Genomic DNA, 19,373 nt, shown 5'->3' on the forward strand with positions numbered 1-19,373 from the left:
GCGCCGCCCCGCCCGCGATCGCCACCTTCGCGCCGGCGCCGGCCGCGGCGAGGTAGCCCGCGGTGCCGGAGCCGAGCACCAGCGGAGCGATCACACGCATGGCGCCGCTGACGTCGGCCAGCTCCTTGGCCAGCGCCCGGCACCGTGCGCACTCGTCCAGATGCGCCTCGACCTGGGCCTTCTCCCGCTTGGCCAGCCCGTGCCTCGTCCACGCACCCAGCCGGTCGGTGGTGGCCCGGCACCGCCGGTCGGTGGTGTCGGCCAGGTAGACCTGCAGGTAGGCCTGCTTGAGGCCCTCGCGGGCGCGGTAGGCCAGCGCGGACACGCCGTTGGGGGTCAGGCCGAGGATCGGCGCCACCTCGGCCGGCGACTGGCCCTCGATCTCGGTGTGCCACAGCACGGCCTGCCACCGCTCCGGCAGCCGGGCGAACGCCCTGGCGGCCAGCGAGCGCTCCAGCCCGGCCACCGCCGGGTCGACGAACGGCACGCTGATCTCCTCGGCGCCGACCCCGCTGCCGGTGCTGATCTCGCCGACGTCGCCGTGCAGCTCGATCCTGCGGTCCCGGCGGGTCTTGTCGTATGCGGTGTGCCGCAGCGCGGTCAGCAGGTAGGCGCGGAACGCCGAGTCCGGCCCCCGCCCGGCGCGCAGCGTCGCCAGCACCTTCTCGAACGCCTCGGAGACCAGGTCGTCCTGCTCGGCCTGGGACCGGGCCAGCTGGCGGGCGAGGTTGTAGGCGGAGGCGGAGTGCCGCTCGTACAGCTGGCCGTACGCGGACACGTCGCCGTTACGCACCGCATTGATCAGTTCGGCGTCGCTGGGCCCCTGCACCTCAGCCGGAACTGCAGCCACGGTCCTCCTCAAACTCGCAGCGCCTGCCCGGTAGCCGGCCCCCCGGACCACCGGATCGGCGCCCTCCCGGGGCACAGTCTGGCCGATGCGTAGCGTGACCGCACCACTCGTCACCGGAACGGCCCAGCGGTGCCGCGCGCGACCGGCGAGCCGTATCGTTTGCACCTGCCCAACGAGTTGGACCGAGTTGCGTCACGCACCGGCGCTCGGGACGTTCCAACCGCGGGAGTGGCCTGGGCGGAGGGATGATCGGTAGTGGCAGTACGTGACGCTGGGCCGCTTTCGCCCCGTGGCGACGCCGATGCCGAGGGCGCCCTGCGGATCCTGCGGGCCCGGTGGCGCACGGCGAGCCTGGCCAGCGGCTGGCGGTTCCCGAGCGACTGGCCGCTCCCCGAGGTCGATCTCGTGTGCGCGTCCGTGCTCGGCCGCGTCGACGTCTGCGACGCCCTGGCCAGCCTCGCCAGGGCCCGCGCCCAGGCCGGCGCCGGCCTCGAGGAGACCCTCGTCGACCTCGCCGCCCTGCACGCCGTGCTCACCAACCCGGACAGCCACGACGGCCTGCTGTGCGCCGATCCCGACGCCACGCCGAGCCGGCTCCTCCGCATCATGGCGACGGCCTGGGCGGACGAGTCCTGCGCGGAGCTGATCCAGGCGCGCGCCACCAACGGGCTGACCGGCCTCGGCACCGAGGCCTACCTGTGCGCCCGGCTCGGCGAGATCTACCGCAGGGCCGCCCGGCACGGCACCCGCGTCCGTGACACCCACGTGCTGCTGGTCGTCACGCTCGACCTGTCCGACGTCGTCGGCTGGTCCCGGATGATGGCCATGCTCGTGGTGGGCGACATGCTCCGGGAGGTGTTCAACGGCGGGGAAAGCACGGCGGTGCTCGGCCCCTCGGTCGCCGCCGTGCTGGCCGAGCGGGAGCCCGCCTTCAACGAGCGCGCCCTCACCGCCGCCTGGGTGATGAACGAACGCCTGCACGTCGACCCGGACCTGCGCTCGGCGCCCCGCCCCGAGCTGCGGGTCATCAGCCTGCCCGACTCCGCGGACGTCGCGGTCAAGGTCGTCAGGCACCTCGGCCGGGCCTGACCGCCGCTCACACTTCGGCGGTCAATGCCCCGATGGCGTGCCTCATGGCACATGGTTTCCTGTTCCCGTGACCCTTCCGGCCCTGCGCACCCGCGTCGACCCGTGGCTGTTCGCCGTGCCGGCGGGAGTGCTGCTGGCCGGGATCGTGAGCTGGCTGATCGACTGGCGGCTGGGCGTGGACAGCGCGGTGTACCGGTCCGGCGCGTTGGCGCTGCTGCACGGCGAGCCGCTCTACGACGCCATGTCGCTGTCCGCGGAGCCGCCGTGGGCCCGGCTGCCGTTCACCTACCCGCCGACCGCGGCGCTGCTGTTCGTGCCGCTGACGCTGTTCCCCACCCAGGTGTCCTGGGGGCTGCTCGGCGCGGCCTCGGTGCTGGGGATGGCTCTGGTGATCTGGATCTGCGTCCGGGCGCTGCCGCGGCGCCCGTCGTGGTTGACGCCTGGCAAGGCCACGCTGGTGCTCTCCGTGCTGCTGCTGGGGATCGAGCCGGTGTGGCGCACGCTGTTCCTCGGGCAGATCAACCTGATCCTGCTGGCGCTGGTCGTGGTCGACGTGCTGATGCTGCGGGGTTCCCGGTACTCCGGCGTGCTGACCGGGGTCGCGGCCGCCGTGAAGCTCACCCCGTTGATCTTCATCCCGCACCTGTGGCTGACCGGCCGGCGCGCCGACGCGGTCCGGGCGCTCGGCACCTTCCTCGTCCTGCAGGGCCTGGTCTTTCTCCTGATCCCACACGACTTCACCCGCTTCTGGGGCCATGCGGTGACCGACCCGGCGCGCACCGGGCCGATCTACTGGGCCGGCAACCAGTCGCTGAACGGGCTGGTGCTGCGGCTGACCGACCTGGCGCCGTGGTCGCTGACCGTGGCGCTGGCGATCGGCGCGCTGCTGGCGGTTCCGGTCGCGCTGGTGGTGCGGCGGTTCCACCTGCGTGGCGACGCGGTGGCCGCGCTGCTGGTCACGGCGTTCTACGGGCTGCTGATCAGCCCGGTGTCCTGGTCGCACCACTGGGTGTGGGTGGTGCCGCTGATCGTCTACCTGCTTTCCCGGCTGCCGGAGCCACTGCCCGAGGGCGCCGCCAGGCTGCGCGCCCTGGCCGGGCTCGGCGCCGTGGTCGCGGTGTTCGCCAGCTGCATCCTGTTGATCATGCGCAACGGCAAGGGGCTCGAGCTGCGCTGGACGCCGGTGGAGTTCGTCATCGGGAGCGCCTACCTGCTCGTGCCCGCCGTGGCGGCGGGGTTTGTCCTGGTACGTATGGGTAAGCTGCGCTGATCGTGGACTCGAGGACCGGTTTTCCCGTGGTGGGCATGGTCGGCGGCGGGCAGCTGGCCCGGATGACGCACCAGGCCGCCATCGCGCTCGGCCAGTCGCTGCACGTCCTTGCGGTGTCGCCGGCCGATCCGGCGGCGCTGGTCGCCCCGTCGGTGACCATCGGGCACCACACGGATCTCGCCGCGCTGCGCGACTTCGCGGCGCGGTGCGACGTGCTGACGTTCGACCACGAGCACGTGCCGACCGAGCACCTGCGCACCCTGGTCGCCGAGGGCGTGACCGTCCACCCCGGACCGGACGCGCTGGTGCATGCCCAGGACAAGCTGGTGATGCGCACCAGGCTGGCCGCGCTCGGCGTGCCGGTGCCGGAGTTCGCCGCGGTGTCCGATGTGGCCGATGCGGTGAAGTTCGGCGACGAGCACGGCTGGCCGTGCGTGCTCAAGGCCTGCCGGGGCGGCTACGACGGGCGTGGCGTGTGGATGCTGGCGGACGCGGACGCGGCCCGGCAGCGCGTGCCGGCGCTGCTCGAGGCCGGCACCCCGCTGCTGGTCGAGCGCCGGGTGGCGATGCGCCGCGAGCTGGCCGCGCTGGTGGCCCGGTCGCCGTGGGGACAGGGGGCGAGCTGGCCGCTGGTGGAAACCGTGCAGGACAACGGGATCTGCGTCGAGGTGCTCGCGCCGGCGCCGGACCTGCCGCCCGAGGTCGCCGAGGCGGCGCAGGAGATGGCCCTGCGGGTGGCCGCGGAGCTGGGCGTGGTCGGCGTGCTCGCCGTCGAGTTGTTCGACACGCCAACGGGTTTCCTGGTCAACGAGCTGGCCATGCGGCCGCACAACTCGGGCCACTGGACCATCGAGGGCGCCCGCACCTCGCAGTTCGAGCAGCACCTGCGGGCGGTGCTGGACTACCCGCTCGGCGCGACCGACGCGCTCGCTCCGGCGGTGGTCATGGCCAACGTGCTCGGCGGCTCTCCGACGCTCGGGGCCGACGAGCGGCTGCACCACCTGTTCGCCCGGTTCCGCGACGCGCACGTGCACTACTACGGCAAGCAGGAGCGGCCGGGTCGCAAGATCGGCCACGTGACGATGCTCGGCGCGGCCATGGCCGACGTGCGCTCCCGGGCGCGGCTGGCCGCCCACTGGCTCTCCCACGGCGAATGGCTGGACGGATATGACATCCACTGACGGGGCCCTGGTCGGCGTGATCATGGGCAGCGACTCGGACTGGCCGGTCATGCGGCTCGCGGCCGAGGCGCTGGCGGAGTTCGAGGTGCCGTACGAGGTGAGCGTGGTGTCCGCGCACCGCACCCCGGGGCGGATGCTCGACTACGCCCGGTCCGCCGCCGACCGCGGGCTGCGGGCGATCATCGCGGGCGCGGGGGGCGCCGCCCACCTGCCCGGGATGGTGGCCTCGGCGACCGTGCTGCCGGTGATCGGTGTGCCGGTGCCGCTGAAGTACCTCGACGGCCTCGACTCCCTGCTGTCGATCGTGCAGATGCCGGCCGGTGTCCCGGTGGCGACGGTCTCGGTCGGCGGCGCGCGCAACGCCGGCCTGCTGGCCGTGCGCATCCTTGCCGCGTCGGACGCCGGGCTGCGCGCCAGGATGGGCGAGTTCCAGGCCGGGCTCGAGCGGTTGGTGCTCGACAAGGACGCCGCGCTGCGAGCCGAGCTCGAGCCGTAGGTGCGCGAGAACACAGCCGGACCCGAGGATGCCGAAGTAAACGGTCGCTAACATCGGGTGCATGTACCGGCTCAGCGAGGAACACGAGGCGCTCCGCGAGACCGTGCGGGCGCTCGCCGACAAGGAGATCGCGCCGTACGCGGCCGACGTCGACGAGCGGGCCCGGTTCCCGATCGAGGCGCGGAACGCGCTGTCCCGGGCCGGGTTCAGCGCACCGCACATCCCGGAGGAGTACGACGGCCAGGGCGCCGACGCCGTGGCCGCGAACATTGTGGTCGAGGAGGTGGCAAGGGTCTGTGCGTCGTCGTCGCTGATCCCCGCGGCCAACAAGCTCGGCACGATGAACCTCATCCTGGGCGGCTCGGAGTCACTGAAGAAGGACGTGCTCCCCGGCATCGCGCGCGGCGAGCTGGCCTCGTACGCACTGTCCGAACGGGAGGCCGGCTCCGACCCGGCCGCCATGCGCACCCGTGCCCGGTTGGACGGTGACCACTGGGTGCTCGACGGCGCCAAGTGCTGGATCACCAATGCCGGAGAGTCCACGTGGTACACCGTGATGGCGGTGACCGACCCCGGGGCGGCCAAACCGGCCGACGGCATCTCGGCGTTCATGGTGCACGCCGCCGACCCGGGTTTCACCGTCGGCCCCAAGGAACGCAAGCTCGGCATCAAGGGCTCCCCGACCCGCGAGATCTACTTCGAGAACTGCGCCATCCCCGCCGACCGGATCATCGGCGAGCCCGGCCGCGGCCTGCGCCTGGCGTTCGCCACCCTCGACCACACCCGCCACACCATCGGCGCCCAGGCCCTCGGCATCGCCCAGGGCGCGCTGGACGCCGCCGTCGCCTACGTCAAGGACCGCAAGCAGTTCGGCCGCGCCATCGCGGAGTTCCAAGGCATCCAGTTCATGCTCGCCGACATGGCGATGACGATCGAGGCCGCCCGCCACCTCGTTTACACCGCCGCCTCCGCGGTCGAACGCGGCACCCCCGACGCGTCCTTCCTGTCCAGCGCCGCCAAGACCTTCGCCTCCGACACCGCCATGTCCGTCACCACCGACGCCGTCCAACTCTTCGGCGGCGCCGGCTACACCTCCGACTTCCCCGTCGAACGCATGATGCGCGACGCGAAAATCACCCAGATCTATGAGGGGACGAACCAGATTCAGCGGGTTGTGCTGGCCAGATACCTTCTCCGGTGATCATGGTTTGGGCTCCTGTTCCGTCTATGTTCCGTCGGCCACGGCGCGCGGCCGGAACATGCGTTCGTCGATGACCTTCCGGGCCCGTTCGTGCGAGTCCGGGAGCATGTGGGCGTAGATCCGCAGGGTGAACCCGGGGTCGGCGTGTCCGAGGTACTCGGACAGCTCCTTGATGTTCACCCCGCCGGCGAGCATCACGCTCGCGTAGTGGTGGCGCAGCTGGTGCGTGCCCTCGCGCCGGGTTGTGACGTACCGGCGCCGGCCGCGCTTGTCCTTGGTGGGCTCGGGGATGATCTTCGCGGCGACCAGGGCTGGCTTCCACACCGTCTCGCTGTACGCGCGCGGCTTCATGTGCCCACCATCGATCCAGCGGAACAGGACGTTGTGGGTGCGCGGCTTGCCGTCCGGCTTCTCCCACGGCAACGTCAGCGGGACCGGCTTGTACTTGGCGACGTATACCCGGATGCTCTCCGCGGTCCAGGCGGGCAGGGGCACGACCCGCTCCCGGTCGTTCTTCGGCAGCGCGTACACGGTGTGCCGGCCGAGCTTCTTCAGCTGGCGGCGGACGTGGATCACCTGCTCGTCAAAGTCGATGTCCTCCCACGCGAGCCCGAACAGCTCGCCCTCGCGCAGGCCTGCCGTCGCGCCGATCGTCGGCAGCAGCCGCAGCGACTCCGGGTGGCCGTCAATCAGCTTGAACACCCGCTCCGAGCTCCACGCCTGGATCTTCTCGCCGTCGTCCACGCTGACCGTGTCGACCACTCTCGACCGGGCCGGGTTCTTCTTGATCAGCTGGTCCTCGACCGCCAGGTCCAGGATCCCGAGCAGCACCAGCCGCGCCGCGGCGACCGTCGACGGCCCGAGTCGCTCGCCGAGCTCGGCCTGGAACATCTGCACGTCGCTCGCCCGGATCCGCTTCACCGCGCCGCCGAACACCGGCTTGACGTGCAGCCGGTACACCGACTCGTACCGGATCTTGCTGGACGGATCGACCACACGCGACTTCAGCCACCGCTGCGCGATCCCGTCGAAGTCCGCCCGTCCGGCCTTCGGGTCGTGGTACTCGCCGCGGTCCCGGTCGGTCTCCATCTTCTGCCAGTGCTTGTCCGCCGGCCTCTTGGTGGTGAAGGCCTGCGACCGCTCGCGCCCGTCCGGGTCCAACCAGCACGCCAGGTACCGCTTGCCCTTGCCCCATCGGGAGTTCGGGACGCGCTTCACCTTGCCGTCCGGCTGCTCCTCCGGCCGCGTCCAAAGATCCTTGGTATAACCCATGCCTAAATGCCAATCCGACGCAAATTGTCGAGGTCTACACGCATTTTCTCGATCTGGCTTTCAATGCTCAGAACGTCTTCTCTCCTGGCGTTTCGCAGATCGCGAAGCTCATCGCGCTTAGCTTCATCCCGCTCGTCCTTAATCATTGCGTCAAGCATGTCTATCTCGCTCACGGCGGCGTTCCGTCTCGCCGTCAAGTTCTCAGACTCAACCTCAAGGATCTCGCGCTGTGTAACAACTCTAGCCATCGACTGCAGTCTCATCAGCTCGCCGGTGATCTTGGCGATAGTGGCATCCGCCATATCGCGCATCCCCACAGCTTCCTTCAGACGACTCTCCGCCTCAGCTATCTTCTGATCCAGGCTTGGCTTATCGGCGGTCATGGCAGCGATAGAAGACCCGAGTTCTTCCGCAATTAGGAAGGCCTCGTCTAGGCGTATCGGCCGTTCGCCACTCTCGATCCGCTGGATCGTCTGCTGATGGAATCGCAGGCCATGTCGCTGCAGCGCCTTCGCCAGGTCGGTCTGCGTCATCCGACGCGCCTCGCGCAGCCGCTGCATATCGGCCACGAAATTCCGCTCCCAGACTACGGAGGGTGGCGAGTCAGTCACATCATCAGCTTCGGCGGCGCGGTGCCGAACAGCTCGCCCATGCATGTCAGGAGGCACGAAACCAGACTTTACAACGGTTTGTAGACGTTGGCCAACGTGGTGATTGCACGGCGGGGGTGTGGAATGGTAGACAACATCCTGTAGGTGGTTACATCAGGAGGTTGTATGAGCAGGCTGCTCACCCTGGCCGAGGTCGCGCACCTGACCGGCATCCCTGAGGGGACATGGCGGTACTGGAGGCACCTGGGGCAAGGACCCACGTTCCAGCGGATCGGCAGACGGCTTCGTATCCGCGAGGAGGACCTCGACGCCTGGCTGGCGGACCAGCTCGGCGTCGCCGAGAAGGCCTAGGTCGCCATGACCGCTAACTCCCCCATGAAGAAGGGGCCGACCGGCTGCTTGCACGCGATCCGGACGACCCCGGTTGAACAACGAGGTGACCCGATGTCCATGCCGAAGATACACCCGGATCCGCCCAGCGACCCCGCGCTGGCCGAGTATGTGCCGCCCAAGAGAACCGTGCCCACATCCCTGGCGTACGCCCTTGAAGGTGTTCGCCGACTGGTGCTCACGTCGCGGCTCGTCGTCGCAGCCCGGGACCGGTTGCCGGTCTCCCGGCGTTGGGCCGAGAAGCAGCTCGCCGAGCACACCCAGATGCTGATGCTGGTGCTCGACCTCCGGACGGCCCAGCGGGACGATCTGCCGGCACCCCGGCCCACGCTGCGGGTGATCCAGGGCGGTGCCTGATGAAGCTCGAGATCAGGATCATGTCGCGCTGGTGGCGAGAGCTGGAGAAGCTGCGCGCCGAGATGCAGCAGCTGCGTGTCCGGCTGATGACCATGGAGGCCGAACGGGAGATCGAGCGGGAGATCGACGCGGCGTTCCGCGACGGTGCCCATGGAGGCCGCCAATGACCAGGCTGACGAAGAACCACATCGATGCCGAGGTCACCGAGTGCGTGATGCTCACCCGGCAGGGCGAGCCGTGTGGCAAGCCCGGCGAGGCCGGCCTGCCCGCGGGGATCTGTGCCGAGCACGCCGTCGCGGTGTTCCGCGCGGTGTCCAAGCTGGTCGAGCTGCAGGGCGGCGCATCGTGACCAATCCCGACAACCCGGTGTACCTGGTCACCGACGAGCACGGCGAGCCGCTTGGCACGTTCGACCCCGACCTGATCACCACCGAGGGCACACGGTTCGCGTTCGACCTCGCGGCCGTGTGCGATGACCCCGCCGCCATGCAGCACGTCCAGCGGGAGACGCTCGCCCGGGTCGGCTCGGCCACCTTCGGCTACGTGGCCGCGAGCGCGCTGGGCGTGATGGCCGAGCACATCCTCGCGCCGACGTTCGAGGTGTGCCGGGTCTACGGAACCGACCTGCAGGTGGCCATGGCCGCCATCGCCCGAGGGGAGACTCCAGCATGACCATGCCGGAGCCGCCGCTGGGCTGGACGGTGGAGATCCTGAGTGGTCCGCATGCAGGCGAGAAGTACCTGCACCGTCCAGACGGGACGGCCGGTGACGTTGACACGTGGGCGGAGTTGCTGGAGTTGGCCGGTGGCCCGGAGTGCGTGCGGGTGATCGATCCGTTGGAGTTGGTCGACTTCACCGGTATGACCGACGAGTACGCGGCGTGGCTGGGTGAGGCTGACCAGGACGGTGTGCGGCCGATCGACCGGTTCGCCGCGCTGGCCGCGATGGATTGGGGCGACGAGGCCGGCGGGGATGCCGACGACGGCCTGTAGCGAGCGGCAGATGGCTGGCGCGGGAGCGATCTTGCTTCCGCGCCGTGCCGTGCTGGGCGGTGGCCCGTGACGTACTCATTGACACCGGACGGTTGGTGGCGGGACGCGCGCTGGATGGCGCTGGCTGAGATCCGCGGGGGCCGCACCGAGGCCGCGCGCCGGCGCGACGCGGCGCTGCTGCGCGACGCGCTGCACGGGATGATGTGCGAGACCGCAGCTGGGTTGAACGACGGCTACGTGACTCGGCAGCAGGCCCTGGACTGCTGTCTGGGCGAGGCGTGGAAGCTCGAACTGCTGACGAGGCCCGTGCTGGGTAAGCCGCCATGGCTGCACCAGCCGGGCCAGAAGTGCGCCGAGCGCAACTGCATCGACGCGTCGCCGCCCTGGGTGGATGGGTTCGGCTACCGGATCTGCGCCTACTTGAAGCGCAACCCGTCCCGGGCCGAGAAGCGGCTGCAGGACGCGAAGAAGCGCGACAGCAAGGATCCGCGGCTGCGCACCATGGTGTACAAGCGGGACGGTGGGTGCTGCCGGTACTGCCGGTCGGGGCCGTTGAAGCGGCTGGGGATGTTCAACGCGACGGACAAGCGTCGCGTCCCGCAGTGGGATCACCCGGACCCTGACCGCCACGCCGAGGACGGCGACAACTACGTGCTGGCGTGTGCTCGGTGCAACCGGGAGAAGTCGGCCAACGACATCGCCCGGACTCCGGATGAGGCGGGCATGGTGCTGCTGCCCGAGCCCACCGAGGAGTTGAAGGCGTGGTGGGCCGAGCGCGGCGAGCAGCTGTTCGACCGGCCTGAGGCGGGTGAGTTGAGCCCGGCCGATGAGCTGCCGTACTCGTGGGCCGATGCCGAGCCGGACACTGCCGCGGACACCGACCCAGACACCCCCTTGGACACTCACCCAGACACTGAATCGGACACTGAACGGGCAGTGTCGCCAACAGTGTCCGGAGCTGTGTCCGATGACGGTGTCGTGCGCCCTGAATCCCCTGGTGACGGACACGATCACCCCTCGTCGGTGCGGTCGATGAGGTCCGGCTCGGGTCGGGTCGGGCGCCCCGCTGGGAGTGAGAGTTCGGCGCCGGAAACCCTCCCCCCTCCCGGCCAGTTCGACCGGCCGCCGGCCCGGGCCCCGGACGCCCCGGACATCTACACCCATCGGTCCCGGGGTGACCCGGAGCCGGTCCCGCGGACGAGGTGGTGACCGGTGAGCAAGGCGTGGGCGAAGGGAAGCACCCGACGCTGGCGGAAGATCCGCGCCCGCGTGCTGGCCCGTGACCGCTACCGCTGCCAGCTCCGCCGGCCGGACTGCGCCGGCCGGGCCGACCAGGTCCACCACACCCTCGGCCGCGCGGTGACCGGCGATGACGAGCGCTACCTGGTCGCCGCGTGCGGTCCGTGCAACCGCGGTGTGGGCGACCCGGCACGCCGGGATCCGCAGCCTGCGCCGAGGACCCGATGGTGATCACCGGTTTTCCCATGGCCCCCCGACCCGGACACCCGCTTGCCAGTGTTCTCTCTCTCCCCGGACACTGGCGTCCGATAATCGAACGAACCGGGGCTCGGGAGGGGGTGGCCATGGCCGGGGACGAGACGTCGATGTCCGAGGCGCTGGATGTGGCGTTCGAGTCGGTGCAGACGCGGCCGGAGGACGGCGCGGCGGTGGCGCTGGCCCGGCAGTACGCCGGGCAGATTGACGCGGACGGCGAGGCGCTGCCGAAGGTGGGGCCGCTGCTGCTGGCGGTGTTGGTCGAGCTCGGGATGACGCCGCGGGCCCGGGCGGCGGTGGTCGGGAAGGGAGGTGCGCCACGTGACGGGAAGCGGTCACGGCTTGATGAGCTGCGGGACGACCACCGTGCTCGGGTCGACGGAGCCGCGGCTGTGGACACCGCCGCTTCGTGAGCTGACCCCGGCCACGTCGTACGGGTTCGCCGCGTGCGACTTCGCCTGCGACGTGGTGGAGCGGCCGTTCGACCCGTGGCAGGAGTGGCTGGTCATCCATGCTGGGGAGCTGCTGCCGGACGGGCGGCCGCGGTTCCGGATCGTGCTGGTGCTGGTGGCCCGGCAAAACGGCAAGACCGAGGTGTTGGTCGTGCTGTCGCTGTACTGGCTGTTCGTCGAGTTCCGCAAGCTCATCCTCGGCACCAGCACGAACCTGGACTACGCCAAGGAGTCGTGGGAGAAGGCGCTGGCGCTCGCCGAGGAGACCGACGACCTGGCCGACGAGATCGCCCCGCGGGGCATCCGGCGCACGAACGGCGAGCAGACGCTGACCACAGTGGACCGATGCCGATACAAGATCGCCGCGAGCAACCGGCGCGGCGGCCGGTCGCTGACCGTGCACCGGCTCATCGGTGACGAGCTGCGCGAGCATCACGACTGGTCGGCCTACAACGCCGCGGTGCCGGCGATGAACGCCGTCCCGGACGCGCAGGCCTTCCTGATCTCCAATCAGGGCGACGAACGGTCGGTGGTGCTCAAGTCGCTGCGCAAGGCCGCGCTGACCTACATCGAGACCGGCAAGGGCGATCCCCGGCTGGGACTGTTCGAGTGGTCGGCGCCCGACGGCTCGGACCCGACCGACCTGCGCGCGCTCGCCGCGGCCAACCCGAACCTCCGCCGGCGCATCGACCCGGACAACCTGCTCGGTGCCGCGCACCGCGCCAAGGAGGCCGGCGGCGAGGAGCTGGCCGGGTTCAAGACCGAGGTCATGTGCATGGACGTGCCCATGCTCGACCCGGCCATCGACCCCGAGGCCTGGACGGAATGCCTCGACACCGGCGACCTGACCGGGCTGCGCCCTGGGGTGGCGCTGTGCGTGGACCTGGCGCTCGACGGCCAGCACGCCACGCTGGCCGCCGCGGCGCAGTTGCCGGACGGCCGGGTGCGCATCGAGGTAGTCGCCGCCTGGTCGGGTCCGGGCTGCACCCGGGAGCTGCGCCGGGATCTGCCCGGACACCTCGCGCGGGTTCGACCGCGCAAGCTCGGCTGGTTCCCGGCCGGGCCGGCCGCCGCGGTGGCCGCGGATCTGGCCGACCGCAAGAAGCGCGGCGCCGGGGTGGCATGGCCGCCGGCCGGGGTGGCGATCGAGGAGATCCGCCAGGAGACCACCGCGGTCTGCATGGGGTTCGCCGAGCAGGTGACCGCCAGGCAGATCGCGCACTCCGACGATCCGCTGTTCAACGCGCACGCGCTGGCCGCCGAGAAGCTGCACCAGGGCGACGCGTGGCGTTTCACCCGGCGCGGCGCGGGACACGTCGATGCCACGTACGCCGCGGCCGGCGCGACGCACTTGGCGCGCACCCTGCCGCCGCCCCCGCCGAAGCCGAGGCTGATCACCTCGAAACGTCACAGGTCCGATTAGCGGGCGCATCCGTCCGATTATCGGACACTCGTGTCATACTGCGGGGCGTGTGGCAGTGGTGGCGGGATGTGCGGAACTGGCGCGCCGCGCCGGTGCCCCCTGCCGTCCCCGCCCGGGAGCGGGCGCCGAAGTGGACGCGGCCGGTGGCGTCGTCGCTGACGTTCTCCTCGATCAACGTGCCGCCGGAAATGCTCGGTCTGGTCGGCGAGGGCGCGCCGGTCCCGCGGGTGTCCCGCGATCAGGCGGTGAGCGTGCCGGCGGTGAAGCGGGTGCGGGACCTGATCGCCGGGACGTTGGGCACGTTGCCCATCCGCGAGTACGACATGCGCCGGCGCACCGTCCCGAACGAGCTGCTCGACCAGCCTGAGGAGGACGTCGCCCGGTCGGTGACGATGACCCGCACGGTCGAGGACATGCTGTTCGAGGGCCGCAGCTGGTGGCGCATCACCGAGTTCAACGGCAACGGCTTCCCGTCCAAGGTGGTCCGGTTGGAGCCGCGGTCGGTGACCGTCCGCGAGGAAGGCCGCGTCTACACGTCCTCGACCCACGGCGCAGCGCAGGGCCAGGTGTGGCGGTTCGTGCCCGACGCCGAGCTGATCCGCATCGACTCGCCGAACGACCCGTTACTGGTGGCCGGGGCCCGCGCGATCCGCGATTGCATGGCGCTGGCCCGCGCGGTGACCCGCAATGTGGACAACCCGGTGCCGCTGGGCTACTTCTCCCCAGCCACCGATGTGGACCCCGGCGACGACAAGGAGATCGAGGAGATCCTCGACGACTGGGAGGACGCGGTTGCTCGCCGGGCGTGGCCCTACCTGAACGGCTCGCTGAAGGCCAACACCCTGGCGTGGAACCCCGAGCAACTGCAGCTGGGCCAGGCCCGCGACGCGGCCATCCTGGAGATCGCCCGACTCGGCGGCGTTGACCCCGAGGAACTCGGCGTCTCCACAACCTCGCGCACCTACGCCAACGCCGAGCAACGGCGCCTGGACCTGCTGGACTTCACCCTGCTGGCCTATGTGACCGCGATCGAGACCCGACTGTCCATGTCGGACGTCACGATGCCCGGTCACTACTGCCGCTACCAGTACGCCGGATTCCTGCGCTCGGACACGACCACGCGGCTGCAGAACTACAAGATCGGCCGCGAGGTCGGGGTCTACAACGACGAGCGCATCGCCGAGCTGGAGGACATCCCCAGCGCCAAGCCGGCCACTTCGGACGGTGCCGGCATGAGCGATGGCATGGACCCGCGGGCGCTGGTCGAAATGGTGCAGAAGGTCTACCTGGGCGTCGGGAAGGTGCTCACGGTCGACGAGGCCCGACAGCTGCTCAACCGCGCCGGTGCCGGCTTGACGATCCCCGGCCCGCCCATGACTCCCGCCCCGCCGTCGACCCCGACCCCGGCCGGGCGGACGACCCAACCGGAGGAGAGCCCCGTGACCCAGTCCACCGCGCATTCGCCGGCTCTCACGTTCTCGGCATCCGGCGAGCCGCTGACGATCGGGTTCGCCCTGACCGATATGGATGCGGAGTTCCGGGTGAACCCGGAGAAGCGCACCATCTCGGGCTTGGCCGTGCCATGGAACGTTGTGGCCCGATCACAGGGCTCCAAGTGGATGTTCGCGCCGGGCAGCCTGCACTGGGCCGACGCCGGCCGGGTGAAGATGGACCGCGACCACGAGTACGGCACCGAGATCGGCCGGGCGGTGCGGCTGCAGAACAACAGCCGCGGCCTGGACTCCAGGTTCAAGATCGCCCGGGGTGCGGAGGGGGACCGGATCCTCGAGCTGGCCGAGGATGGCGTCTACGACGGACTGTCCATTCAGGCCGACTTCACCGCCGAGGGCGACGGGTGGACCGCGCACCCCGACGACGACTCGATCCGCCTGGTCCACTCGGCCACTTTGCGCAAGGTGGCGATCACCGCGATGCCCGCCTTCGACGACGCGAGAGTCGCGTCTGTCGCCGCTACGAGGGAAGGAAACCCCGCCATGACCGCACCGGCCGCTACGCCGCCTGCTGCGCCCGCTCCGGCCGCTCCCGCGGCCTCGCCGGTGCCCCCGTTCGACGTTGCCACGTTCACCGCCGGCCTGTCCGATGCCATCGTCAAGGGTCTCGGCGAGGTGCTCGACAAGCTGCCCATGCCGCAGGAGCGCAAGGTGATCCCGGCCGGCCGGGTGCAGGTGACCCGCGAGGCGCCGGTGTACACGATGAATGGCAACGGTCCGTCGATGGTCCGCGACGCCTGGCGGGTGCGCACCGAGGGCGACGTCGAGGCGCGCGAGCGGCTGGCGAAGTTCAAGGCGCAGACCGAGGAGACCGCCCGGGAGGCCGAGCTGCAGTTCGCCCAGTTCGCGGTGAACACCGGCAACGCCTCGGCCGTCGTGCCGCCCGGCTACCGGCCCGAGCTGTACGTCACCCAGCTGATGCGTGGCCGGCCGCTGGTCAACTCCGTGTCGCGGGGCACGCTGACCGACGCCACCCCGTTCACCCTGCCCAGCTTCACCAGCTCGAGCAACGCGGCGGCGGACCACGTCGAGGGTGTCAACCCCACGGCGGGGTCGCTGGACATCGACCCGATCACCGTGACGCCGCAGGGCGTGTCCGGTCTGTTCGAGCTGACCCGCGAGATCGTCGACTCGGCCAACCCGGCGATCGACGCCATCGCCATGCAGGCCATGCAGGAGGCCTACTCGCAGCAGACCGAGGCCAAGGTCTACGCCGAGCTCAACGGTACCAACGGGCAGGGCGGGACGATCACCTCCGGGTTCGTTCCCTCCGGGGCGCAGGCGGCGACCACCACCGGGCAGGGTGACGAGCTGGTGCTCGGGATCCGCTCGGCGCTGGCGCTGTACCCGTTCCGCCGGTTCGCCGCGCCGAACCGGGGCCACCTGTCCCAGGAGGCCACCTCGGCGCTGGCCACCGCGGTGGGCACCGACGGCCGGCCGCTGCTGCCGAGCGTGGGCGCCCAGAACGCCGCCGGGCTGGGCAACGCCGTCGAGCAGGGCTGGTTCGTCGACGGGCTGGCGCTGCAGCCGACCTGGTCCCTGACCGGCAACGCCGCCGGCGACGGCGACGTGCTCATCTTCAACAGCAACGACATCTGGGCGTGGGAGTCCGGACTGCTGACGTTCCGGTTCGAGGAGCGCGGCGGGCCGGCCCGGATCGACCTGGCGCTGTTCGGCTACTTCGCCACCCGGCTGCTGCGCCCGGTCGGCCTGTCCTCGATCCGGCACACGGCGGCCTGATCATGCCCGGCCAGAGGAAGGCACGCACGGACGGCGGGGATGCGGCCACCGCGCAGCCCTCGCCGCCGGCGGTGCCGCTGCGCCGGGTCCGCATCCGCCACGAGCCGGCCGAGCGGGCCGGCGGCTACGTGCTCACCCAGCGCGGCTGGGTTTCCCAGACCCCACAACGAGAGGGATAGATCATGGCTGCGATCACTGTTCAGGACGTGCCCGAGGGTGGGCTGGCCACCGTCACGTTCGCCGCGTGCAACGGTGGCGGGGACACCGTGGCCGGCAAGGTCAAGCGCGCCGGCGGGTGGGACATCGAGGGCGTGTACCTGATCTTCCGCAACACCAACGCGGCCACCCGGGACATCACCGTCGGCAGCCTGGCGCCGGTCACCATCGCGGCCACCACGGGCGTGTCGGTGATCCCGGTGCCCGACGAGGGAATCGGCGACGCGTCGGTGGCGATCAGCTACTCGGCGGTGACCAACCTCGACGTCGCCGCCGTCCGGCTCGGCCGCGGGTACTGATCATGCCGCCCCGCAAGAAGACGACCCTGGTGGTGGATCCGGACGTGCTGGCCGGCGAGGCCGACGAGCAGGCCGCTCTGGCGCGCCAGGAGCCGCTGCCTGAGCCGATCGCCTACCCGCGCACCTACGCCGAGGCGGTCGAGGCCGAGCGCGCCAAGCAGCAGCAGACCACGGACGAGTGAGCCATGCCCTGGGCACCGGACTACGTCAACCTCGACGACTATCTCGAGTACCTGCGGGTGCAGGAGATCGCCGTCGAGGACGACACCGTGCTGCCCGGAAACATCACTGCCGCAGCGCGCGCCATCGACCGACACTGCAACCGCCAGTTCGGCAAGGTCGCCGCACCCGAAGCCCGGTACTACACGGCCCGGTGGTCGAAGTCCAAGTGCGGGTGGCGGATCTGGGTCGACGATTTCCAGACTGTCGCCGGCCTGGCGGTGGCGCTGGACCTGGCCGGCGACGGCAGCTACGCGACCACGGTGGACTTGGCCGATGTGGTCAAGCTGCCGCACAACGCCGCGCAGGAAGACAAGCCGTGGGAGTCGCTGCTGCTGCGCGGCACCTCGGCGACCCGGCCCACCGGGGCCACGGGTGAGGTGCGGGTCACCGTCCAATGGGGCTGGTCGGCGATCCCGGTGACGGCGACGGAGGCCAACAAGCTGCAGGCGAGCCGGCTCACCGCCCGGCGCACGGCGCCGTTCGGCATCGCCGGCTCGCCGGAGTCGGGAACTGAACTGCGGCTGCTGGCCAAAGTGGACCCCGACGTCGCCGTGATGCTGGAGGGCTACCGCCGTCGGAGGTGGGCCGGATGAACCTGGTCGACGTGGCGCAGCAGTTGGCCGACCGAGCCAAGACGCTGGGCCAGCTGAACACCTTCCCGCACCCGGCCGACGCGATCGTGCCCGACGCGTTGGAGATCGAGCTGCCCGAAGAGATCGACTTCGACGGCACCTATGGCCGCGGGATGGACTCGGTCGAACTGACCGTCAACGTGCTCGTCGGGAAGATCGGTGACGCCGCGTCGGCCCGCCGACTGATGGCCTACCTGAGCGGCTCAGGGCCGCGCTCGATCAAGCAGGTGTTGGAGACCGGCAACTACACCGCCATGGATGAGGTGCACGTCTCCCGGGCCAGGACGGCCGGGATCAGCGTGGCCGGACAGACCTACTTGGGCGGTCAGTTCACCGTTCAAGTTGTGGGACAGGGAGAGTGAGCGATGGCACGGACCAATGTCGCGGCCGAGGTGACCAACAGCCAGACCACGCGCACGCCGACGTTCACCGCGGCGTTCGCGGATGGACACATGACCCCGTGGGCGCCGGACATCTACTTGCGGGTGAAGAACACCGACGCGGCGTCCAAGACCGTCACCGTGCTGGTCCCCACTGACGCGGCAATCGGTCTGGGATACGCCAACGGTGGCCGGCAGCACACCGTGCCGGCGAACACGGGCGACGTGACGATCGGCCCGTTCCCCCGCGAGTACGTCCAGCCCAGCGACGGCCGGGTCTGGTGGGACTACAGCGCGACCACCGGCGTGACTGTCGCGGTGCTGCAGGCAGAGCGGAACAAGTGAGGTAGCGACATGGCTTTCACCCACGGCCGGCACACGTTCGTGAGCCTTGCTGGCAACAACATCTCCCCGTACTCCAAGACCACCGACTACGAGGAGACCGCCGACGAGCACGACGTCACCACCTACGGCAAGACCTCCCACGTGTTCGAGGGCGGCCTCAAGGGCGGCAAGACCTCCATCGGCGGGGTGTATGACGACACCGCCACCGGCCCGCGCGACGTGATCAAGCCCTTGCTCGGGTCGGTGGTCCAGCTGATCCACCGCCCCGAGGGCACCGGCACCGGCAAGCCGCAGGACACCGTCAACGTTGTCGTCAAGTCCTACAAGGAAACCGCGCCGGTCGACGACATGCGCATGTGGACGGTCGAGCTGACGTTCAGCGACGACGTGGTCAGCACCAACCAGGCGTAGCGCAGAAGGGAGCCAACGGTGAGCGAGGTAGGGGTCGGGTACCTCACAGCAGACGTCCTGGTCAAGCCCAGCCTGACCGAGGACGACCACACCATCGACGGCAAGGGCACCATCCGGATCCGGGCCATGAGCCGCGAGGAGATGTACGAACTGCGCAAGAAGGCGCGGATCAAGAAGGACAGCGACGAGATCGACAACGCCCGCTACGAACGGCTCGTTGTCGTGGCCTGCGTGGTCCAGCCCGAGCTCGACGTCAACCAGGCCCTGGAGTGGCAGCGCGGCTCCGACGCCGGAGAGCTGTCGGGGGTGGTCGACGCCATCCTCGACCTGTCCAAGCTCAAGGACGGCGCGTCCAAAAGCGACCTACTTGGAGATGGAGACGACGCCTGAGCTGGAGTTCGAGTTCTTCCTGGCGCAGAAGCTGGGTATGACCAGAGCGGAGATGCTCCGCCGGGTGGGCCAGGACGAGTTCATCGGCTGGAAGGTCTTCTACAACCGCAAGGCCCAACGGGAGCAGCTAGCCGCGATGAGGAGGTGAG

At 70.3% G+C, this 19,373-nt stretch carries 28 protein-coding genes; 25 read left to right on the forward strand and 3 right to left on the reverse strand.

Going from position 1 to position 19,373, the window contains the following annotated elements; all coding sequences use genetic code 11:
* The coding region (locus VGX25_RS35245) for a sigma-70 family RNA polymerase sigma factor (RefSeq protein ID WP_326922326.1) at positions 1 to 850 on the reverse strand (850 nt) is incomplete at its 3' end.
* 255 nt (positions 851 to 1,105) lie between these two features.
* On the opposite strand from VGX25_RS35245, the gene VGX25_RS35250 reads away from it, so the two are divergent.
* The 5 genes from VGX25_RS35250 to VGX25_RS35270 all read left to right on the forward strand — a co-directional run bounded on the left by VGX25_RS35250 (position 1,106) and on the right by VGX25_RS35270 (position 6,087).
* Positions 1,106 to 1,939 carry a GGDEF domain-containing protein gene (locus VGX25_RS35250; RefSeq protein ID WP_326922327.1) on the forward strand — a complete coding sequence of 278 codons (834 nt, stop codon included), beginning with the start codon at positions 1,106 to 1,108 and terminating at the stop codon, positions 1,937 to 1,939.
* Between the two features lie 67 nt (positions 1,940 to 2,006).
* Positions 2,007 to 3,209 carry a glycosyltransferase 87 family protein gene (locus VGX25_RS35255; RefSeq protein ID WP_326922328.1) on the forward strand — a complete coding sequence of 401 codons (1,203 nt, stop codon included), beginning with the start codon at positions 2,007 to 2,009 and terminating at the stop codon, positions 3,207 to 3,209.
* A gap of 2 nt (positions 3,210 to 3,211) precedes the next feature.
* Positions 3,212 to 4,390, forward strand: coding sequence for a 5-(carboxyamino)imidazole ribonucleotide synthase (locus VGX25_RS35260; RefSeq protein WP_326922329.1), 1,179 nt, complete (start codon positions 3,212 to 3,214; stop codon positions 4,388 to 4,390).
* Entirely contained in the window at positions 4,377 to 4,886 is a 510-nt protein-coding gene (gene purE, locus VGX25_RS35265) for a 5-(carboxyamino)imidazole ribonucleotide mutase (RefSeq protein WP_326922330.1), read from the forward strand. Before VGX25_RS35260 ends, purE begins: the two co-directional genes overlap by 14 nt.
* A 61-nt stretch (positions 4,887 to 4,947) precedes the next feature.
* Positions 4,948 to 6,087, forward strand: a complete 1,140-nt coding sequence (locus tag VGX25_RS35270) for an acyl-CoA dehydrogenase family protein (RefSeq protein ID WP_326922331.1) — start codon at positions 4,948 to 4,950, stop codon at positions 6,085 to 6,087.
* Positions 6,088 to 6,111: 24 nt separating this feature from the next.
* On the opposite strand, the gene VGX25_RS35275 is transcribed toward VGX25_RS35270, so the two are convergent.
* Both VGX25_RS35275 and VGX25_RS35280 read right to left on the reverse strand, forming a co-directional pair.
* Positions 6,112 to 7,359: a tyrosine-type recombinase/integrase gene (locus tag VGX25_RS35275; protein ID WP_326922332.1), complete on the reverse strand. Its 1,248-nt coding sequence runs from the start codon at positions 7,357 to 7,359 to the stop codon at positions 6,112 to 6,114.
* 2 nt (positions 7,360 to 7,361) lie between these two features.
* Positions 7,362 to 7,919 (reverse strand): helix-turn-helix transcriptional regulator, encoded by a 558-nt coding sequence (locus VGX25_RS35280; protein ID WP_326922376.1) that lies wholly within the window; start codon positions 7,917 to 7,919, stop codon positions 7,362 to 7,364.
* Positions 7,920 to 8,135: 216 nt separating this feature from the next.
* Here VGX25_RS35280 and VGX25_RS35285 point away from each other — a divergent pair, with 216 nt between their 5' ends.
* From VGX25_RS35285 to VGX25_RS35380, 20 genes are all read left to right on the forward strand, one after another.
* Positions 8,136 to 8,321 (forward strand): helix-turn-helix domain-containing protein, encoded by a 186-nt coding sequence (locus VGX25_RS35285; RefSeq protein WP_326922333.1) that lies wholly within the window; start codon positions 8,136 to 8,138, stop codon positions 8,319 to 8,321.
* Between the two features lie 93 nt (positions 8,322 to 8,414).
* Complete coding sequence (locus tag VGX25_RS35290; RefSeq protein WP_326922334.1) at positions 8,415 to 8,717, forward strand: hypothetical protein; 303 nt, start codon at positions 8,415 to 8,417, stop codon at positions 8,715 to 8,717.
* On the forward strand, positions 8,717 to 8,884 hold the full coding sequence (locus VGX25_RS35295; protein WP_326922335.1) for a hypothetical protein: 168 nt from the start codon (positions 8,717 to 8,719) through the stop codon (positions 8,882 to 8,884). Before VGX25_RS35290 ends, VGX25_RS35295 begins: the two co-directional genes overlap by 1 nt.
* A complete protein-coding gene (locus VGX25_RS35300) occupies positions 8,881 to 9,066 on the forward strand; it encodes a hypothetical protein (RefSeq protein ID WP_326922336.1) in 186 nt (61 codons plus the stop codon). The genes VGX25_RS35295 and VGX25_RS35300 overlap by 4 nt, the downstream gene beginning before the upstream one ends.
* Positions 9,063 to 9,389: a hypothetical protein gene (locus VGX25_RS35305; RefSeq protein ID WP_326922337.1), complete on the forward strand. Its 327-nt coding sequence runs from the start codon at positions 9,063 to 9,065 to the stop codon at positions 9,387 to 9,389. Before VGX25_RS35300 ends, VGX25_RS35305 begins: the two co-directional genes overlap by 4 nt.
* Positions 9,386 to 9,709 carry a hypothetical protein gene (locus tag VGX25_RS35310; protein WP_326922338.1) on the forward strand — a complete coding sequence of 108 codons (324 nt, stop codon included), beginning with the start codon at positions 9,386 to 9,388 and terminating at the stop codon, positions 9,707 to 9,709. The genes VGX25_RS35305 and VGX25_RS35310 overlap by 4 nt, the downstream gene beginning before the upstream one ends.
* A gap of 66 nt (positions 9,710 to 9,775) precedes the next feature.
* Positions 9,776 to 10,918 (forward strand): HNH endonuclease signature motif containing protein, encoded by a 1,143-nt coding sequence (locus VGX25_RS35315; protein WP_326922339.1) that lies wholly within the window; start codon positions 9,776 to 9,778, stop codon positions 10,916 to 10,918.
* Between the two features lie 3 nt (positions 10,919 to 10,921).
* On the forward strand, positions 10,922 to 11,179 hold the full coding sequence (locus VGX25_RS35320) for a hypothetical protein (protein WP_326922340.1): 258 nt from the start codon (positions 10,922 to 10,924) through the stop codon (positions 11,177 to 11,179).
* A 113-nt stretch (positions 11,180 to 11,292) separates the two neighbouring features.
* Entirely contained in the window at positions 11,293 to 11,616 is a 324-nt protein-coding gene (locus tag VGX25_RS35325) for a terminase small subunit (RefSeq protein WP_326922341.1), read from the forward strand.
* Positions 11,570 to 13,078 (forward strand): terminase, encoded by a 1,509-nt coding sequence (locus tag VGX25_RS35330; RefSeq protein WP_326922342.1) that lies wholly within the window; start codon positions 11,570 to 11,572, stop codon positions 13,076 to 13,078. The genes VGX25_RS35325 and VGX25_RS35330 overlap by 47 nt, the downstream gene beginning before the upstream one ends.
* A 68-nt stretch (positions 13,079 to 13,146) precedes the next feature.
* Positions 13,147 to 16,329: a phage portal protein gene (locus tag VGX25_RS35335; RefSeq protein WP_326922343.1), complete on the forward strand. Its 3,183-nt coding sequence runs from the start codon at positions 13,147 to 13,149 to the stop codon at positions 16,327 to 16,329.
* 2 nt (positions 16,330 to 16,331) lie between these two features.
* Positions 16,332 to 16,508 (forward strand): hypothetical protein, encoded by a 177-nt coding sequence (locus VGX25_RS35340; RefSeq protein WP_326922344.1) that lies wholly within the window; start codon positions 16,332 to 16,334, stop codon positions 16,506 to 16,508.
* 3 nt (positions 16,509 to 16,511) lie between these two features.
* On the forward strand, positions 16,512 to 16,844 hold the full coding sequence (locus tag VGX25_RS35345) for a hypothetical protein (RefSeq protein WP_326922345.1): 333 nt from the start codon (positions 16,512 to 16,514) through the stop codon (positions 16,842 to 16,844).
* 2 nt (positions 16,845 to 16,846) lie between these two features.
* Entirely contained in the window at positions 16,847 to 17,026 is a 180-nt protein-coding gene (locus VGX25_RS35350; protein ID WP_326922346.1) for a hypothetical protein, read from the forward strand.
* 3 nt (positions 17,027 to 17,029) lie between these two features.
* Positions 17,030 to 17,659 carry a hypothetical protein gene (locus VGX25_RS35355; protein WP_326922347.1) on the forward strand — a complete coding sequence of 210 codons (630 nt, stop codon included), beginning with the start codon at positions 17,030 to 17,032 and terminating at the stop codon, positions 17,657 to 17,659.
* On the forward strand, positions 17,656 to 18,060 hold the full coding sequence (locus VGX25_RS35360) for a hypothetical protein (protein WP_326922348.1): 405 nt from the start codon (positions 17,656 to 17,658) through the stop codon (positions 18,058 to 18,060). The genes VGX25_RS35355 and VGX25_RS35360 overlap by 4 nt, the downstream gene beginning before the upstream one ends.
* Positions 18,061 to 18,063: 3 nt before the next feature.
* Complete coding sequence (locus VGX25_RS35365; protein WP_326922349.1) at positions 18,064 to 18,423, forward strand: hypothetical protein; 360 nt, start codon at positions 18,064 to 18,066, stop codon at positions 18,421 to 18,423.
* 9 nt (positions 18,424 to 18,432) lie between these two features.
* Positions 18,433 to 18,834: a hypothetical protein gene (locus VGX25_RS35370; protein WP_326922350.1), complete on the forward strand. Its 402-nt coding sequence runs from the start codon at positions 18,433 to 18,435 to the stop codon at positions 18,832 to 18,834.
* Between the two features lie 18 nt (positions 18,835 to 18,852).
* Positions 18,853 to 19,224 (forward strand): hypothetical protein, encoded by a 372-nt coding sequence (locus tag VGX25_RS35375; protein WP_326922351.1) that lies wholly within the window; start codon positions 18,853 to 18,855, stop codon positions 19,222 to 19,224.
* Positions 19,208 to 19,372, forward strand: coding sequence for a hypothetical protein (locus VGX25_RS35380; protein ID WP_326922352.1), 165 nt, complete (start codon positions 19,208 to 19,210; stop codon positions 19,370 to 19,372). The genes VGX25_RS35375 and VGX25_RS35380 overlap by 17 nt, the downstream gene beginning before the upstream one ends.
* Position 19,373 lies beyond the last annotated feature (1 nt).

This window comes from Actinophytocola sp. (assembly GCF_035942955.1).
Taxonomy (GTDB): Bacteria; Actinomycetota; Actinomycetes; order Mycobacteriales; family Pseudonocardiaceae; genus DASYTH01.

What these genes read in the sequence shown, in the direction of transcription:
- purE (WP_326922330.1), top strand. Translation starts at nt 4,377, where the DNA reads ATGACATCCACTGACGGGGCCCTGGTCGGCGTGATCATGGGCAGCGAC.
- VGX25_RS35270 (WP_326922331.1), top strand. Translation starts at nt 4,948, where the DNA reads ATGTACCGGCTCAGCGAGGAACACGAGGCGCTCCGCGAGACCGTGCGG.
- VGX25_RS35275 (WP_326922332.1), bottom strand. Translation starts at nt 7,359, where the DNA reads ATGGGTTATACCAAGGATCTTTGGACGCGGCCGGAGGAGCAGCCGGAC.
- VGX25_RS35280 (WP_326922376.1), bottom strand. Translation starts at nt 7,919, where the DNA reads ATGCAGCGGCTGCGCGAGGCGCGTCGGATGACGCAGACCGACCTGGCG.
- VGX25_RS35285 (WP_326922333.1), top strand. Translation starts at nt 8,136, where the DNA reads ATGAGCAGGCTGCTCACCCTGGCCGAGGTCGCGCACCTGACCGGCATC.
- VGX25_RS35290 (WP_326922334.1), top strand. Translation starts at nt 8,415, where the DNA reads ATGTCCATGCCGAAGATACACCCGGATCCGCCCAGCGACCCCGCGCTG.
- VGX25_RS35295 (WP_326922335.1), top strand. Translation starts at nt 8,717, where the DNA reads ATGAAGCTCGAGATCAGGATCATGTCGCGCTGGTGGCGAGAGCTGGAG.
- VGX25_RS35300 (WP_326922336.1), top strand. Translation starts at nt 8,881, where the DNA reads ATGACCAGGCTGACGAAGAACCACATCGATGCCGAGGTCACCGAGTGC.
- VGX25_RS35310 (WP_326922338.1), top strand. Translation starts at nt 9,386, where the DNA reads ATGACCATGCCGGAGCCGCCGCTGGGCTGGACGGTGGAGATCCTGAGT.
- VGX25_RS35325 (WP_326922341.1), top strand. Translation starts at nt 11,293, where the DNA reads ATGGCCGGGGACGAGACGTCGATGTCCGAGGCGCTGGATGTGGCGTTC.
- VGX25_RS35340 (WP_326922344.1), top strand. Translation starts at nt 16,332, where the DNA reads ATGCCCGGCCAGAGGAAGGCACGCACGGACGGCGGGGATGCGGCCACC.
- VGX25_RS35345 (WP_326922345.1), top strand. Translation starts at nt 16,512, where the DNA reads ATGGCTGCGATCACTGTTCAGGACGTGCCCGAGGGTGGGCTGGCCACC.
- VGX25_RS35350 (WP_326922346.1), top strand. Translation starts at nt 16,847, where the DNA reads ATGCCGCCCCGCAAGAAGACGACCCTGGTGGTGGATCCGGACGTGCTG.
- VGX25_RS35355 (WP_326922347.1), top strand. Translation starts at nt 17,030, where the DNA reads ATGCCCTGGGCACCGGACTACGTCAACCTCGACGACTATCTCGAGTAC.
- VGX25_RS35360 (WP_326922348.1), top strand. Translation starts at nt 17,656, where the DNA reads ATGAACCTGGTCGACGTGGCGCAGCAGTTGGCCGACCGAGCCAAGACG.
- VGX25_RS35365 (WP_326922349.1), top strand. Translation starts at nt 18,064, where the DNA reads ATGGCACGGACCAATGTCGCGGCCGAGGTGACCAACAGCCAGACCACG.
- VGX25_RS35370 (WP_326922350.1), top strand. Translation starts at nt 18,433, where the DNA reads ATGGCTTTCACCCACGGCCGGCACACGTTCGTGAGCCTTGCTGGCAAC.
- VGX25_RS35380 (WP_326922352.1), top strand. Translation starts at nt 19,208, where the DNA reads ATGGAGACGACGCCTGAGCTGGAGTTCGAGTTCTTCCTGGCGCAGAAG.